10 protein-coding genes are annotated in these 15,215 nt (G+C 67.7%); 2 read left to right on the top strand and 8 right to left on the bottom strand.

The features are described from left to right. Positions 1 to 147: 147 nt before the first annotated feature. The 8 genes from POR01S_RS15515 to glnE all read right to left on the bottom strand — a co-directional run bounded on the left by POR01S_RS15515 (position 148) and on the right by glnE (position 10,083). On the bottom strand, positions 148 to 1,569 hold the full coding sequence (locus POR01S_RS15515; RefSeq protein WP_042136865.1) for a lipopolysaccharide kinase InaA family protein: 1,422 nt from the start codon (positions 1,567 to 1,569) through the stop codon (positions 148 to 150). After that, positions 1,566 to 2,321 carry a lipopolysaccharide kinase InaA family protein gene (locus tag POR01S_RS15510; protein ID WP_042136864.1) on the bottom strand — a complete coding sequence of 252 codons (756 nt, stop codon included), beginning with the start codon at positions 2,319 to 2,321 and terminating at the stop codon, positions 1,566 to 1,568. Before POR01S_RS15510 ends, POR01S_RS15515 begins: the two co-directional genes overlap by 4 nt. Continuing rightward, positions 2,318 to 3,049 (bottom strand): lipopolysaccharide kinase InaA family protein, encoded by a 732-nt coding sequence (locus tag POR01S_RS15505; RefSeq protein ID WP_042136861.1) that lies wholly within the window; start codon positions 3,047 to 3,049, stop codon positions 2,318 to 2,320. The genes POR01S_RS15510 and POR01S_RS15505 overlap by 4 nt, the downstream gene beginning before the upstream one ends. Then, on the bottom strand, positions 3,049 to 3,855 hold the full coding sequence (gene rfaP / locus POR01S_RS15500; protein ID WP_042136859.1) for a lipopolysaccharide core heptose(I) kinase RfaP: 807 nt from the start codon (positions 3,853 to 3,855) through the stop codon (positions 3,049 to 3,051). The genes POR01S_RS15505 and rfaP overlap by 1 nt, the downstream gene beginning before the upstream one ends. Beyond that, a complete protein-coding gene (locus POR01S_RS15495; RefSeq protein WP_042136858.1) occupies positions 3,852 to 4,970 on the bottom strand; it encodes a glycosyltransferase family 4 protein in 1,119 nt (372 codons plus the stop codon). The genes rfaP and POR01S_RS15495 overlap by 4 nt, the downstream gene beginning before the upstream one ends. Continuing rightward, entirely contained in the window at positions 4,967 to 5,974 is a 1,008-nt protein-coding gene (gene waaC, locus POR01S_RS15490; protein ID WP_042136856.1) for a lipopolysaccharide heptosyltransferase I, read from the bottom strand. The genes POR01S_RS15495 and waaC overlap by 4 nt, the downstream gene beginning before the upstream one ends. After that, entirely contained in the window at positions 5,975 to 7,009 is a 1,035-nt protein-coding gene (gene waaF / locus POR01S_RS15485) for a lipopolysaccharide heptosyltransferase II (protein WP_027598549.1), read from the bottom strand. A 113-nt stretch (positions 7,010 to 7,122) separates the two neighbouring features. Then, entirely contained in the window at positions 7,123 to 10,083 is a 2,961-nt protein-coding gene (glnE, locus tag POR01S_RS15480) for a bifunctional [glutamate--ammonia ligase]-adenylyl-L-tyrosine phosphorylase/[glutamate--ammonia-ligase] adenylyltransferase (RefSeq protein ID WP_042136854.1), read from the bottom strand. A 329-nt stretch (positions 10,084 to 10,412) separates the two neighbouring features. Here glnE and aceE point away from each other — a divergent pair, with 329 nt between their 5' ends. After that, entirely contained in the window at positions 10,413 to 13,055 is a 2,643-nt protein-coding gene (gene aceE, locus POR01S_RS15475; protein ID WP_042136852.1) for a pyruvate dehydrogenase (acetyl-transferring), homodimeric type, read from the top strand. A gap of 28 nt (positions 13,056 to 13,083) precedes the next feature. After that, the gene (gene aceF, locus POR01S_RS15470; RefSeq protein ID WP_027598546.1) at positions 13,084 to 15,069 is read left to right on the top strand and encodes a dihydrolipoyllysine-residue acetyltransferase; all 1,986 of its coding nucleotides are present in this window, start codon (positions 13,084 to 13,086) and stop codon (positions 15,067 to 15,069) included. The last annotated feature ends 146 nt before the right edge of the window (positions 15,070 to 15,215 follow it).

Here is a 15,215-nt window from a genome sequence, read left to right as displayed (position 1 = left end):
CCGGGGTTTCGCGAGGCCGCTGCAGGCCCGCCTCGCCTCAAAAACGGCGAATTATAGCCGTTCAGGCAGGCCACGGGTAATGGCCGCACGCCGGAGCGGGGCTTAGCGCACGGCGATTCAGCCCCGGTACAGATGGCGGCGCTTCGCTCAAGCCGGCGGCAGGCGCTCGTCGAGCAACCGGTGCAGGGCGCTGTCGGCCGGCCAGTTGCGCAGCAAGCGGGCACGGTCGCGGGCATAGGCACTGGCATAGGCGCTGTCGCTGCCGTGGGCCTGCAGGGCGTCGAGGTCGATCACCAGCCAGCGGCCGTCGTGCCAGATCAGGTTGGTGCCCTTGAAGTCGCCATGGCCGAGGCGCTCGCGACGCAGGGCCTCGACCAGCGCCAGCAGGGCGTCCAGCTCGGCCGCCGGCGGTGCGGAATCCACATAGGGGGCGAAACGCTCCAGCAGATTGGGTCCGTCGACGAAGGGCGTGACCAGATAGGCGCGACCGCGCAGGCCGAGGAAGCGCCGCTCGCGCACGGCCAGGGGCTCGGGGGTGGGAATGCCGAGGAACAGCAGGCGATGGCCTTCGCGCCAGCTGTGCCAGGCCCGGCTCGGTCGCCAGAAGCGCGTCAGCCAGTGGCCGAAGCCCTTGATGTTGTATCTCTTGAGCACCAGGTCCTGGCCCTGCCACTGCAGCCGGGCCACGGTGGCGGCGCCGCCGTCCTTGAAGGTCGGCAGGCCGGCCAGGGCGGCATCGGGATCGGCCAGCAGGCCTTCCAGGCGACTCAGCCAGGTACGGCGCACGGCGATCAGGCCGAAGGCACTGCGGGTGACGGCGAACAGGGTGCACTCCCGACCGCTCTTCTTCAGGTAGTCGGCCAGGCGCCAGCGGCGGATCTCGGCGGTGCGCGCCAGCAGGGCGTCGAGGCGCAGGGCGTGCTCGGCATTGACCAGCAGGTAGTGAATCAGCAGTTCTTCCAGCTGGGCATCCAGGGCGGCCGGCAACTGGGCGAAGAACACCGCCAGATTCTCCTGCACCCGCGCCTGGGACAGCGGTTGGCCGACGCTCTCGGCCTGGATGTCCGCCGCATCTATGACCAGAGCGGCGCCGTCCTTGACCAGCAGGTTGTCCAGGTGCAGATCGGCTTGCCAGAGGCCCTGGGCATGCAGCCGCGCCAGGGTGGCGAGGGCGGCGCCAAGCAAGTCGTTCTGCGCCAGCGACAGGGGTGGCTCGGCGGCCACCTGCTGCCAGAGCTGCTCGACGCTGGGCGCCGCCTCGATGAAGTCGAACAGCAGCCAGGCGCCCTGCCCGCCTGCCTCGCCGCTGTCCAGCAGCGCGGGAGTCGGCGCCGCGGCGGCCGCCAGCAGGCGACAGCCCTCGCGCTCGCGGGCGAATTGCCGGCTCGCGCGCTCGCCGACCAGCAGCTTGGCCAGCACCCGCCGGCCCTGCCAGCGGGCTTCGCCGACATAGCGCTGACCGGGCAGCACCCTGAGCAGCGACAGCACTTCCAGCTCGCCACCGGGCAGTTCGATACGCAGCGGCAGGGCTGGCGCGCGGCCGGCCCTGGCCAATTGCTCCAGGGTCATGCCTTGCGCTCCTTGTGGCGGCGACGCCCGGCCAGACGCTGGCTCCAGTCCCGCACGGCGGCGCTGTCCAGCGGCTGGTCCAGATAGCTCGCCAGCAGGCGGGCGATGTCCGATTCACTCCATTGCGGCGCGCGGCGCAGCAGGGGTTCGAGATCGCGCAGGCGATCGCGCCGGCCGAACAGCAGCGGCCGGGTCTTTTCCAGATCGATCAGCCGCGCGACCAGGCCTTCGCCCTGGCGCTGCAGGAACAGATGCTTGGGATAGAAGCAGCCGTGCACCTGGCCGGCGCCGTGCAGCTGCCGGGCCAGTTCACCGACGGCGACCAGCACCGCCTGGCGCTCGTCCGGCGCCAGGTGCGGCCAGACCCGCAGCCAGCTGTCCAGATCGCGCCAGTCATCCAGCGCCCGGGTCAGCAGGATGGCTCGCCAGCCCTGGTCGTCGCGGCGCTCGCCGTAATAGGCCAGCTCCAGCGCCGGGATGCCGAGCTCGGCGTAGCGGCGGATGTTGCGACTCTCGCGGGCGAAGGTCGGCTCGCCCAACGGGCGGGCCAGGGTCCGGGTCAGGTAGTCGCGCTGGCGCTTGAGGTAGTAGCCATGACCAGCGATGTCCAGGCGAAACACCTGGCTGAAGCCGCCACGCCCCTGGTTGGGTTCATCCACCGCGGTCAGCTCCAGCGCCCACAGCGCCGCGAAGCTGTCCAGGCCCTGGCCGGCCAGCACGGCCCGATCCTCGGCCGCCCATACCTCGTTCATTCCCGCCCCTTGAAATAGTCCAGCACCTCGCGGATGCGCCCCTTGTCGTTGTCGCTGAGGCGCGCGCGACCGCGGTATTGCAGATAGAACCTGAGGCGCTGGGTGCGCGACAGCTGGTACTTGGCCACCTTGTCCAGGCAGGCCAGGTCCTTGACGATGCGCCAGCGCAGCCAGTGGCCGACCCAGAAGGCGCCGGCCGGGCAATCGATGAAATAGAGCACGCCCTGGCCATCCACCAGCAGGTTGCGCCACTTGAGATCGTTATGGACGAAATGGTGGTCGTGCAGGGTGCGGGTGGCCGCGGCCAGCTGGCGGCTGACGTTGTCGACCCAGACCCGGTCGCGCAGGCGTGGATCCTCGCGCCGGGCCAGTTCGGCGAGATCCAGGGTGTCGGGAATCTCCCGGGTGATCATGGCGCCGCGGATGAACCCCCGGGGCGAACGCTCCATCCCCCAGGCCACCACCGGCGCGGTGGCGATGCCCCACTTGGCGAAGCGCTTGAGATTCTGCCACTCGGCCTTGACCCGCGGCCGCCCGACATAGCGCCGCAGTCCCTTGCCGGCGCCGTGGTAGCGCTTGACGTAGTAGCGGATGCCGTCGCGCTCGATGCGCACCACTTCCGACAGCGGATCGCTGGTCAGGCGTTCGCCGGTCAGGGCGAACACCGCGTCCAGGGTCGCGAATTCGGGCAGGTGGGCGACGCTGGAATCGATACGCCAGTCAGCCATCAGAGCCGGTCCCCGTAGCGTTCCTTGCGCTCCAGCAAGGCGGCGGCCTTGCGTTCCAGCCGCGCCAGCAAAGGCGCCTCGTCGCGCAGGATCTCGCGCAGCGGGCGCTGGAAGTAGCCGCGCAGGAAGCGCAGGAAGTCGCGCCGCGTCAGGCCGATGCCCAGGGCGGAGAAATACAGTCCGGCCAGGTCCTTGTCGCGCCAGCGCCGGGGCACCTGGGCGCGGCACTGGGCGCGGTGCAGGTCGATCAGCCAGAGTCGCAGAGTGGCCACGGTGACCGGCTGGGCGGTGTCGAGCAGGAAATGGCAGATGTAGCAGTCGCGATGATTGACGCCGGCCCGGTGCATGGTGCCGGTCATGCGCGCCACCTCGGCGATCAGCGCCCGCTTGAGCGCCGGCTCGGGGGGCTGGCGGACCCAGTCGAGACTGAAGTCTTCGAGACTGACAGTGGGCGCCAGCTCCTCGGTGATGATGAAGGAGTGCTGGGTCGCCGGATTGACGCCGCGCTCGCCAAAGGCCACGGCGGTCATGGTCGGCACGCCGACCTGGTGCAGCCGCTCGATGGCCTGCCATTCCTGGCGCGCGCCCAGCACCGGCTGCTTGGCCTGCAGCAGATTCTTGGCGATCTCGCCCCAGCCGATGCCGCGGTGGATCTTGACGAAGTAGCCGCGCCCGGCCACCTCGGTGCGCAGGGTGCGGCGGCCGTCCAGTTCGCGATAGACCTGGCCCTGCAGGGCCTCCACGGCGACGAAGGGATCCTGGCCGGCCCAGAAGCTGGCGAAGGGCTCACGCAATTCCAGGGTCATGCCACCCCCAGGATGACATCGGCGGCGCGCTCGGGCAGTGAATAGAGGTCGGCGCTGTCGGCGAAGGCCAGGCCGTTGCGACCCTGCACCGCGCGGCGCTCGGGATCGGCCAGCAATTCGGCCAGCATCCGGTCCAGGATCTCCTGGGCGAAGGGCGACGGCACCACCTCGCCGGCGCGGGCCTCGTCGATGTAGTGGGCATAGCCGCAGACGTCGGTGACCAGCACCGGCAGCCCGGCGACCAGCGCCTCCAGGAGCACGGTACCGGTGTTCTCGTTATAGGCCGGATGGATCAGCAGATCGGCGCCGAGCAGGAAGCGCGGGATGTCGCTACGCCCCTTGAGGATCTGGACGCGATCGCTCACGCCCAGGGCCTTGGCCTGCAGCAGGAAGGGCTTGGGATCGTCCTGGCCGATGGCGAACAGCCGGGTGCGCTTGCGCAACTCCCTGGGCAGGGAGGCCAGGGCGCGCAGACTGCGATCCAGACCTTTGGTCTTGAAGCCGGAACCGATCTGCACCAGCAGCAGCTCGCCCTCCTCCAGCCCGAATTCGCGGCGGAAGTCGGCGCGGATCTCGGCGGCATTGGCCGGCGCGCGACGGTCGGCGGCGATGCCCGGCGGCAAGAGATGGAAGCGCGGCGCCGGCGTGCCGTAGTGCTTGACGAACAGCGGCTGCTGCACCTCGGAGATCATCAGGATCTCGGTGGAGGACTCGGACGCGAACACCGCCCGCTCGTATTCGGCGAAGTGGCGATAGCGACCCCACTGGCGATAGAGCGGGTTGCGCAGGGTCTGGGCCTTGTCCTCGAAACAGGGATCGGCGGCGTAATAGACGTCCAGCCCCGGCATCTTGTTGAAGCCGATCACCCGGTCGACCGGATCGCGGGCGAGGTCGGCCTGCAGCCAGGCGTGGAATTTCTCGTTGCGTCGGTGATTGAACAGGGCGCTGACCCGGGCCACCCGCACATCGAAGCCCTCCGGTACCGGGCCTTCCCAGATCAGGGTGTAGACGCGAATGGCATGGCCGCGGCGCTGGCACTCCTGGGCGATGCGCAGGAAGTCCCGCTGCAGGCCGCCAAAGGGAAAGTACTTGTAGAGCACGAAAGCCAGGGTCATGCGGGGAGGTCTTCCAACAGCAGGGTTTCCAGTTCCAGTTCGACCCGCTCCGGGGTCAGGGCGGCCAGACTCGCGGCCGGCTGATCGCGCGGCTCGTCGGTGCCATCCAGGCCCACGGCGCTCAGGTGCACCTGGGAGCGGCCATAGGCGCCGACCTTCTTCGGACTGGTCGGGCCATAGAGCGAAACGGTGGGCACGTCCAGAGCGGCCGCCAGGTGGCCGAGACCGGTATCCACCGCCACGCAGGCTCGGGCGCCGGCCAGCACCTTGGCTACCCCGGCGAGATTCAGGCGCGGCAGCACCTGGACGCCATCCAGGCCGTCGGCGATGCGTTCGGCCCGGGCGTGCTCCGCCTCGTTGCCCCACAGCAGCCGCACCGGCCAGTCCAGCCGGCTCATGCGTTCGGCCAGTTCGCGCCAGTGGGCCTCGGGCCAGTGCTTGCTGACCCAGGTGGTGCCATGCAGGAACACCACATAGGGCGTCTCGTTGGGCCCGGCCAGGCGTTGCCGATCCAGGCCGTAGTCACCCACGCCGGCCGGCAGCGGATAGTCCAGCGCCTGGGCGAACAGCTGGCGGATCCGCTCCAGGGCATGCTGCCCCCTGGCCACGTGATAGCGTTCGTCATAGAAGCGGCTGGCCAGGGGCTCGCGCGCGGAATTTCGGTCGAGACCGGCCACCGGCGCCTCGGCATAGCGGGTCAGCCAGGCGCTCTTGAGCAGACCCTGGGCATCGATCACCCGGTCATAGCGCTGCTCGCGCACCCGGCTCTTGAATTCGCCCCATTCGCCACTGGCCCAGGCGGAAAAGGGCTGCTTGCGCCAGCGCCGCAGGGCCACCGGGATCACCTGGCTCACCGCCGGGTGCCAGGCGGGAATCTCGGCGAAGCCTTCTTCCACCACCCAGTCAAAGCAGATGCCGGGGATGGCCCGGGCCGCATCGGTCAGCGCCGGCAGGGTATGGATGACATCGCCGAGCGACGAGGTCTTGACCAGCAGCACGCGCATCTAGCCCACCTCGACCGGATCGGCGACCAGACGGCCGAGGGCGTCCTGCACCAGGCTCGGCTGCAAGAGGCGCAGGCAGTCGTAGTGACCGAAGCGACAGGTGCGGTCGAAGCAGGGACTGCACTCCAGCCCCAGGCGCACCACCTCGACCTGACTGGCCAGCGGCGGCGTGAAGCCCGGCGAGGTGGAGCCATAGACCGCCACCAGCGGGCGATCCAGGGCCGCGGCCACGTGCATCAGCCCGGAATCGTTGCTGACCACGGCGCTCGCACAGGAGAGCAGGTCGATGGCCTCGGCCAGGGAGGTGCGCCCGGCGAGGTTGCAGACATCTTCTTCGAAGCCGGGAGTGACCCATTCGCGGATCTCTTCACCGCCCGGGGCATCCTTCTGCGAGCCGAACAGCCAGACCTGCCAGCCCTGGCGCAGCCGGGCATCGGCCACGGCGGCATAGTGCTCGGCCGGCCAGCGCTTGGCCTCGCCGAACTCGGCGCCCGGACAGAGCGCCAGCACCGGCCGGTCCAGACTCAGGCCGAAGCGTTCCAGGGCGGCGTCGCGGCTGGCCGGGTCGATGGCCAGGCGCGGTTCGGGATAGGGTTTGGGCAACTCGGCACCGGGCGCATGGGCCAGCGCCATGAAGCGCTCGATCATCAGCGGATAGCGGGCCTTGTCCAGGGTGCGGATGTCGTTGAGCAGGCCGAATCTCATCTCGCCGCGCCAACCGGTGCGCTTCGGGATGCCGGCGAAATAGGGTACCAGCGCCGACTTCAGCGAGTTGGGCAGGAGGATCGCCTGGTCATAGCGACCGCGCAGCTGCTGGCCGATGCGCCGGCGGGTGGCCAACTCGAAGGCGCCATGGCCGAGGGGAAAGCTCAGGGCTTCGCGCACCTCGGGCATGCGCTCGAGCAGCGGGCGACTCCACTCGGGGGCGAGTACGTCGATCTGACAGTCGGGGTGCTGGCGCTTGAGGCAGACGAAGAGGGTCTGCGCCATCACCATGTCGCCGACCCAACTGGGTCCGATGATCAGAATATTCATGCTGGAAGGCGATCGGCACCTAGCGGGTGGCCGACTCCCACTCCCTCAGGCCCGGCCTGATCGAAAGCTCGCGCACGGACATCGACATCTTGCCTCTCCTTACTGATGACGGCCTAAAAGGTGGCCGGATTGCCGGACGGCGTGTCCAGCCCCAGGCCGTGCCAGATACGGCGTACTTCGTCGCGCTCGGCGAGAAAGCCGTCGGCCGGCACCTTGCCCGGCTGCTTCTGCAGCACCAGGCGGTGCAGCGCGGCGCGGTAGGCCTTGTAGGCTTCGCGCAGGGCAATGGCGTCCGTGGCCGGTACCAGACCAGCCGCTTCGAGGGATTCCAGGATGCGGATGTTGTCGGGAAAACGCAGCAATTCGGGATGCTGCCACGACCAGGCCAGAACGGCATATTGGACCATAAATTCGATATCGACGATACCGCCGGCATCCTGCTTGAGGTCGAACAGCTGCTCCGGCCGGCGTGCGTTCGGCCCCAGTCCGCCGGCGGTCAGCGCGGTGCCGAGGTTGTCGAGCATCTTGTCGCGCATGCCGGCCACGTCGGCCTGCAGGGTCGCAAGCTCCCGTTGCCGACCGAGGATGCGCGCCCGCACCGCGTCGAAGCGCTCGCCAAGCCGCGGGCAACCCGCCACCACCCGCGCCCGCACCAGGGCCTGGTGTTCCCAGGTCCAGGCCTCGCTCTGCTGGTAGCGCTCGAAGGCCTCCAGCGAACTCACCAGCAGCCCCGCCGCGCCGGACGGCCGCAGGCGCATGTCGACCTCGTAGAGGGTGCCCACCGGGGTGGTGGTGGTGAGCAGGTGGATGATCCGCTGACCGAGGCGATTGAAGAACTGGGCGCCATCCATGGGCTTGGCGCCATCGGTCTCGGCCAGGGGATCGGCGTCGTGGATGAACACCAGGTCGAGATCCGAACCGTGGCCGAGTTCGATGCCCCCCACCTTGCCATAGCCGACGATGACGAAATCCGGCTGACAGGGCGAGCCATCGCGCCGCTGCGGCGTGCCATGACGCTGCACCAGCTGACGCCAGGCCAGGCCGAACACCTCTTCGAGGATCACCTCGGCCAGCCAGGTGAGATAGTCGCTGACCTTCATCAGCGGCAGGCTGCCGGCGATCTCCGCCGCCGCCACCCGCAGGCTGTGGGCGCGCTTGAAGTGGCGCAGCACGTCCATCTGCTGCTCCAGGTCCTCTTCGGGCAAGCGCATCAGGCGCTCGCGCAACTCGGCGGCCAGTTCCGGCTTCTGCGGCGGATGATAGAGCCGCCCTTCGTTGAGCAATTCGTCGAGCAGCGCCGGATAGCGGGCGATCTGCTCGGCCACCCAGGCACTGGCGCCGCAGAGTTCCAGCAGCCGCGCCAGGGCCGGCGGATTCTCGCTAAGCAGGACCAGGTAGGCCGAGCGGCGCGCCACCGCCTCCACCAGCGGCAGCACCCGCTCCAACGCCCGATCGGGTTGCTCGTCGGCGCTGACCGCATCCAGCAGCCGCGGCATGAAGGCATCCAGGCGTTCGCGACCGGCGCGCTGCATGGCGCGCACCTGACCACTGGCGCGCAGGCTGGCCAGCAATTCCAGCGCCTGCTCCGGCGCCTGGAAGCCCGCCTCGCGCAGTCGCGCCAGGGACTCCTCGGGATCGAGCAGGTCGTCCCACAGCGGCAGCCAGCTGTCTTCCAGTTCGGCGCTCTGGGTCTCCTCCTCGGGATCGGCGATGGTCTGCTGGAAGTGCCAGTCGATGCGGCTGCGCCAGGCGTCGAGCGCGGCGCTGAATTCATCCCAGTCGGCATGGCCCATGAGAAAGGCCACCCGCGCCCGGCCCTGGGGATCCACCGGCAGGGTCTGGGTCTGCTGGTCGGCGATGGCCTGCAGCCCGTGCTCCACATAGCGCAGGAAGCAATAGCCCTCGCGCAACTCGGCTTCGGCCGCGGCCGGCAGATAGTCGCGCTCGCGCAGACTGGTCAGCACCCTGAGCAGCGGTCGCTGCTGCAGCGCCGGATCGCGTCCGCCGTGGATCAGCTGATAGGCCTGGGCGATGAATTCCACTTCGCGGATGCCACCCGCGCCCAGCTTGACGTTGTCGGTCATGCCGCGCCGGCGCACCTCCTGGCGGATCAGCTGCTTCATGCTGCGCAGGGCTTCGATGGCGGAGAAATCCAGATAGCGCCGATAGACGAAGGGCCGCAGCAGGGTCAGCAGTTCGGCGCCGCTGGCCTGGTCGCCACCGACCACCCGCGCCTTGATCATGGCGTAGCGTTCCCAGTCGCGCCCCTGGTCCTGGTAATAGAGCTCCATGGCGGCAAAGCTCAGCACCAGGGCACCGGCGCTGCCATAGGGCCGCAGGCGCATGTCGACGCGAAAGACGAAGCCGTCCACGGTGACGGCGTCCAGCGCCTTGATCAGGCGCTGCCCGAGGCGGGTGAAGAATTCCTGGTTGTCCTGTTCACGTCGCGCGCCGCGGGTCTCCCCGGCTTCGCCATAGGCGAAGATCAGGTCGATATCGGACGACAGGTTCAACTCGCCCGCGCCCAGCTTGCCCATGCCCAGCACCACCAGCTGCTGCGGCTGGCCGCTGTGGCGTCCGGTCGGCACGCCGAACTGGCTGCACTGCTGGGCGTACAGCCAGGCGCAGGCCTGGTCGATGCAGGCATCGGCCAGGTCGCTGAGGTCGCGACAGGTCTCCACCAGATCGGCGCGGCGGGTCAGGTCGCGCCAGACGATGCGCACCTGCTGCAGCATGCGGAAGCGCCGCAGCCGCCGTCCCAGTTCGGCTTCGTCCGGGCAGTCGGCCAGGGCGTCGCGCAGGCGCTGCGCCATGGCCCCCGGCGCCAGCGACAGCGCAAGGTCGCCGCTGTCGACCAGCGCCAGGCAAGGCTCGGGCAACCGGCAGAACTGCTCGACGACGAAGTCGCTGAGGGCAGCCACCCGTCGCCAGTCGGCGCATTGCGCCGCGGACCAGTTCGCCTGGCGGGCCGCTGCCTCCGGCAGCGTGGCCAGGGCGTCGGCCAGACGCCGGTCGGCGAGCTCGGCACATGCGACGAGAGTCGGAGGCAGATCGGGACGAAGGAGGGGTATCATGGGCAGTCCTGCGCAGGGACGGTCGAATCCCGCCACCCTGCCGCGAACCCCCTGCCAGGGACATTCCGACGGACCACCTGGTCCGAGCGGGAACCGTTTTCACGTCCGCGGTTCGGAGTTCGCGAGCCCTCGAGCAGCGCGTTCGACAAACGTCGAATTGTTTTTTATCGCATTACAGCTCGGAGCTGAAACGGATTTGAATTTGTAGTAAAACTACACGCCGATCGGAACCGTCCGGTCATAAATCCAAGAATTTTCGCTGCCCCCAAGAGGCCGGCGGCGACCCTGAGGCGACCGATTTTGGAAGCCTTTCCGCCCTGGAGCAAGCCATGCAAGATCTCGATCCCGTCGAAACCCAGGAATGGCTGGACGCCCTGGAGTCCGTCCTCGACCACGAAGGCGAGGAGCGCGTTCATTATCTGATGACCCGCATGGGCGAACTGGCTACCCGCAGTGGTACCCAGCTGCCCTACTCCATCAATACCCCCTATCGCAACACCATTCCAGTGACCAAGGAAGCCCATATGCCGGGCGACCTGTTCATGGAGCGACGCATCCGCTCGCTGGTTCGCTGGAACGCCCTGGCGATGGTCATGCGCGCCAACCTCAAGGATCCGGATCTGGGTGGCCACATCTCCACCTTCGCCTCCAGCGCCACCCTCTATGACATCGGCTTCAACTATTTCTGGAAGGCGCCCAACGAAGAGCACGGCGGCGACCTGATCTACTATCAGGGCCATGCCTCCCCCGGCGTCTATGCCCGTGCCTTCCTGGAAGGCCGCCTCTCCGAAGACCAGATGAACAACTTCCGCCAGGAAGTGGACGGCAAGGGGCTGTCGAGCTACCCGCACCCGCACCTGATGCCCGACTTCTGGCAGTTCCCGACCGTGTCCATGGGTCTGGGTCCGATCACCGCCATCTACCAGGCCCGCTTCATGAAGTACCTGGAGAACCGCGGCTACATCCCCGCCGGCAAGCAGAAGGTCTGGTGCTTCATCGGCGACGGCGAGTGCGACGAGCCGGAAACCCTGGGCGCCATCTCCCTGGCCGGCCGCGAGAACCTCGACAACCTGATCTTCGTCATCAACTGCAACCTGCAGCGCCTCGACGGCCCGGTCCGCGGCAACGGCAAGATCGTCCAGGAACTGGAAGGCATCTTCCGCGGCGCCGACTGGAACGTCACCAAGGTCCTCTGGGGCCGCATGTGGGATCCGCTGTTCGCCCGCGACACCGAAGGCCGCATGCAGCAGCGCATGGACGCCGTGGTCGATGGTGAATACCAGAACTACAAGGCGAAAGACGGTGCCTATGTGCGCAAGCACTTCTTCGGCGCCAACCCCGAGCTGCTGAAGATGGTCGAGGACCTGTCCGACGACGAGATCTGGAAGCTCAACCGTGGCGGTCACGACCCCTACAAGGTCTATGCGGCCTACCACCAGGCGGTCAACCACAAGGGCCAGCCCACCGTCATCCTGGCCAAGACCATCAAGGGCTACGGCACCGGTGCGGGCGAAGCCAAGAACACCGCGCACAACACCAAGAAGGTCGATGTGGAGTCGCTGAAGAAATTCCGCGATCGCTTCGACATCCCGCTGAACGACTCCCAGCTCAGCGAGCTGCCCTTCTATCGTCCGGCCGACGACAGCGCCGAGATGAAGTACCTGATGAGTCGTCGCGAATCCCTGGGCGGTCACCTGCCTCAGCGTCGCGCCCGCAGCATCAGCATCCCCACGCCGCCCCTGGACACCCTGAAGGCGGTACTGGACGGCTCCGGCGATCGCGAGATCTCCACCACCATGGCCTTCGGCCGCATCCTGTCGCAACTGGTCAAGGACAAGGATCTGGGCAAGCGCATCGTGCCCATCCTCGCCGACGAGGCCCGTACCTTCGGCATGGAAGGCATGTTCCGCCAGCTGGGCATCTACTCGCCCCACGGCCAGCTCTATGAGCCGGTCGACCGCGACCAGGTGATGTACTACCGCGAGGAGAAGGACGGCCAGATCCTCCAGGAAGGCCTCAACGAGGCCGGCGCCATGTCCTCCTTCATCGCTGCCGGTACCGCCTACAGCAACTACAACCAGCCCATGCTGCCGGTCTACATCTTCTATTCGATGTTCGGCTTCCAGCGCATCGGCGACCTGGCCTGGGCGGCGGGCGATGCCCAGACCCGCGGCTTCCTGCTGGGCGGCACCTCCGGCCGCACCACCCTGAACGGTGAAGGCCTGCAGCACGAGGACGGTCACAGCCACATCCTGGCCGGCACCATCCCCAACTGCCGCAGCTACGATCCCACCTATGCCTACGAGCTGGCGGTGATCATGCGCGAAGGCATCCTTCAGATGATGGAACTGCAGCAGAGCGTCTTCTACTACATCACCGTGATGAACGAGAACTACCAGCAGCCGGCCATGCCCGCAGGTGTCGAGGACGGCATCATCAAGGGCATGTACCTGCTGGAAGAAGAGAAGGGCGACTTCAAGCACCGCGTCCAGCTCTTGGGCTCGGGCACCATCCTCAACGAGGTCCGCGCTGCCGCGAGCCTGCTGCGCGAGATGGGCGTCGGCGCCGACATCTGGAGCGTCACCAGCTTCAACGAACTGCGCCGTGAAGGCCTGGCCGTGGATCGCTGGAACCGCCTGCACCCGCTGGAAGAGCGCCGCCTGACCTATGTCGAGCAGTGCCTGGGCGAGCGCCAGGGTCCGGTCATCGCCTCCACCGACTACATGAAGCTGTTCGCCGACCAGATTCGCCAGTGGGTCCCCACCGAATTCCAGGTGCTGGGTACCGACGGCTTCGGTCGCAGCGACAGCCGCAAGAAGCTGCGTGATCACTTCGAGGTCGACCGCCGTTGGGTCGCCGTCGCCGCTCTGCAGGCGCTGGCCAACCAAGGCAAGCTGGAACGCAAGGTCGTGGCCGATGCCATCACCAAGTTCGGCATCGACACCGAGAAGCGCAATCCCCTGGATTGCTGATGCGGCACACGGATAAGAGGAAACAACTGTGAGCGAGACCATCCGCGTACCCGACATCGGCAGTGGCGACGGCGAAGTCATCGAGCTGCTGGTAAAGGTCGGCGATACCGTCGAGGCCGAACAGAGCCTGGTGGTGCTGGAGTCCGACAAGGCCAGCATGGAGATCCCGGCCCCCAAGGCCGGCAAGATCGCCGCCCTGCACATCAAGGTCGGCGACACCCTCAAGACCGGTGATCTGCTGATCGACCTGGAAGGCGAGGACGCCGCCACCGGCAGCGAACCCGCCGCCGAACCCAAGGCCGAGTCCAAGCAGACCCAGGTCGAGGAAAGCGAAACCCCGACGCCGGCCGGCGACGAAGACGCTTCGGCGTCCGCCGGCGAAGGCGAAGCCCAGGAGATCCATGTCCCCGACATCGGCTCCAGCGGCAAGGCCAGCATCATCGAGGTGGCGGTCAAGCCCGGCGACACCATCGCCGCCGAGCAGACGCTGATCACCCTGGAGTCCGACAAGGCCAGCATGGAAATTCCCTCCCCCGCCGCCGGCGTGGTGGAGAGCGTTTCCGTCAAGGTCGGCGACGAAGTGGGCACCGGCGATCTGATCCTGGTGCTCAAGGGCGCCGCCAATGCCAAGCCGAGCAAGAGCGTCGAATCCAAGGCCGGCGACAAGCCCGCCAAGGAAGCCGCCGAGCCCGAGCTGCACGAGGAAGCCGCCGCCGAGCCGGCCGGTGAATCGGTCGAGGAGATCAAGGTCCCCGACATCGGCTCCACCGGCAGTGCCAACGTCATCGAGGTGCTGGTCAAGGCCGGTGACCAGGTCAAGGCCGAGCAGTCGCTGATCGTGCTGGAGTCCGACAAGGCCAGCATGGAAATCCCGGCGCCCAAGGCGGGCGTGGTGGAAAGCGTTGCCATCAAGGTCAACGACCAGGCCAAGACCGGCGATCTGATCCTGACCCTGAAGGTGGCCGGTGCCGCGCCCAAGCAGGCGGCCAAGCCGGCTGCCGGCAACACCGCCAGCGCGCCGGCTGCCGAGAAGAAGGCCGAGGCGCCGGCCAAGGCCGCCGCTCCCGCCAGCGCCCCTGCCGCCGGCAAGGGCAAGAAGGTCCATGCCGGCCCGGCCGTGCGCATGGTCGCCCGCGAGTTCGGTGTCGATCTGGGCGAGGTCACCCCGACCGGTCCCAAGGGTCGCATCCTCAAGGAAGACGTCCAGGCCTACGTCAAGGATCAGCTGCAGAAGAGCAAGGCGGCTCCGGCCGCGGCTGCCGGCGCCACCGGTGGTGCCGGCATCCCGCCGATCCCCACCGTGGACTTCAGCAAGTTCGGCGAGATCGAAGAGGTGCCGATGACGCGCCTCATGCAGGTCGGTGCCAACAACCTGCATCGCAGCTGGCTGAACGTGCCCCACGTGACCCAGTTCGACCAGTCCGACGTGACCGATCTGGAGGCCTTCCGGGTCGGCCAGAAGGCCGTGGCGGAAAAGGCCGGCGTCAAGCTGACCATCCTGCCGTTCCTGCTCAAGGCCTGCGCCCATGTGCTTAAGGAACTGCCGGACTTCAATGCCTCCCTGGCCCCCAGCGGCAAGGCGGTGATCCGCAAGAAGTACGTGCACATCGGCTTCGCCGTGGACACCCCGGACGGCCTGCTAGTCCCGGTCATCCGCAACGTCGACCAGAAGAGCCTGCTGCAACTCGCCGCCGAAGCCGCCCAGCTGGCGGAAAAGGCGCGGACCAAGAAGCTCAGCGGCGACGACATGCAGGGCGCCTGCTTCACCATCTCCAGCCTGGGTCACATCGGCGGTACCGGCTTCACGCCGATCGTCAATGCCCCGGAAGTGGCGATCCTCGGCGTGTCCAAGGCCAGCATGCAGCCGGTCTGGGACGGCAAGGCCTTCCAGCCGCGCCTGATGCTGCCGCTGTCGCTGTCCTACGATCACCGCGTGATCAACGGGGCGGCCGCCGCGCGCTTCACCAAGCGTCTGGGCGATCTGCTGGCGGAAATCCGCGGTCTGCTGCTGTAAACCGCCACAGGACGGTAACGGAAGGCCGTTACCGTCCCCTGGTGTAGTTCAGAAACCCCGCTCACGCGGGGTTTTTGCTGTCAGATCAACCGAAAGATCCAGGAAAAAGGTAGGATGAGCGCCCTGAGCGCCGCCCCTTGCATGCG

It is taken from the genome of Pseudomonas oryzihabitans NBRC 102199 (assembly GCF_000730625.1).
GTDB classification, from domain to species: domain Bacteria; phylum Pseudomonadota; class Gammaproteobacteria; order Pseudomonadales; family Pseudomonadaceae; genus Chryseomonas; species Chryseomonas oryzihabitans.
Note: the sequence above shows the minus strand (reverse complement) of the source record. Positions and strands in the feature narration are given on the sequence as shown.

What these genes read in the sequence shown, in the direction of transcription:
- glnE (WP_042136854.1), bottom strand. Translation starts at nt 10,083, where the DNA reads ATGATACCCCTCCTTCGTCCCGATCTGCCTCCGACTCTCGTCGCATGT.
- POR01S_RS15515 (WP_042136865.1), bottom strand. Translation starts at nt 1,569, where the DNA reads ATGACCCTGGAGCAATTGGCCAGGGCCGGCCGCGCGCCAGCCCTGCCG.
- POR01S_RS15505 (WP_042136861.1), bottom strand. Translation starts at nt 3,049, where the DNA reads ATGGCTGACTGGCGTATCGATTCCAGCGTCGCCCACCTGCCCGAATTC.
- rfaP (WP_042136859.1), bottom strand. Translation starts at nt 3,855, where the DNA reads ATGACCCTGGAATTGCGTGAGCCCTTCGCCAGCTTCTGGGCCGGCCAG.
- POR01S_RS15510 (WP_042136864.1), bottom strand. Translation starts at nt 2,321, where the DNA reads ATGAACGAGGTATGGGCGGCCGAGGATCGGGCCGTGCTGGCCGGCCAG.
- waaF (WP_027598549.1), bottom strand. Translation starts at nt 7,009, where the DNA reads ATGAATATTCTGATCATCGGACCCAGTTGGGTCGGCGACATGGTGATG.
- aceE (WP_042136852.1), top strand. Translation starts at nt 10,413, where the DNA reads ATGCAAGATCTCGATCCCGTCGAAACCCAGGAATGGCTGGACGCCCTG.
- waaC (WP_042136856.1), bottom strand. Translation starts at nt 5,974, where the DNA reads ATGCGCGTGCTGCTGGTCAAGACCTCGTCGCTCGGCGATGTCATCCAT.
- POR01S_RS15495 (WP_042136858.1), bottom strand. Translation starts at nt 4,970, where the DNA reads ATGACCCTGGCTTTCGTGCTCTACAAGTACTTTCCCTTTGGCGGCCTG.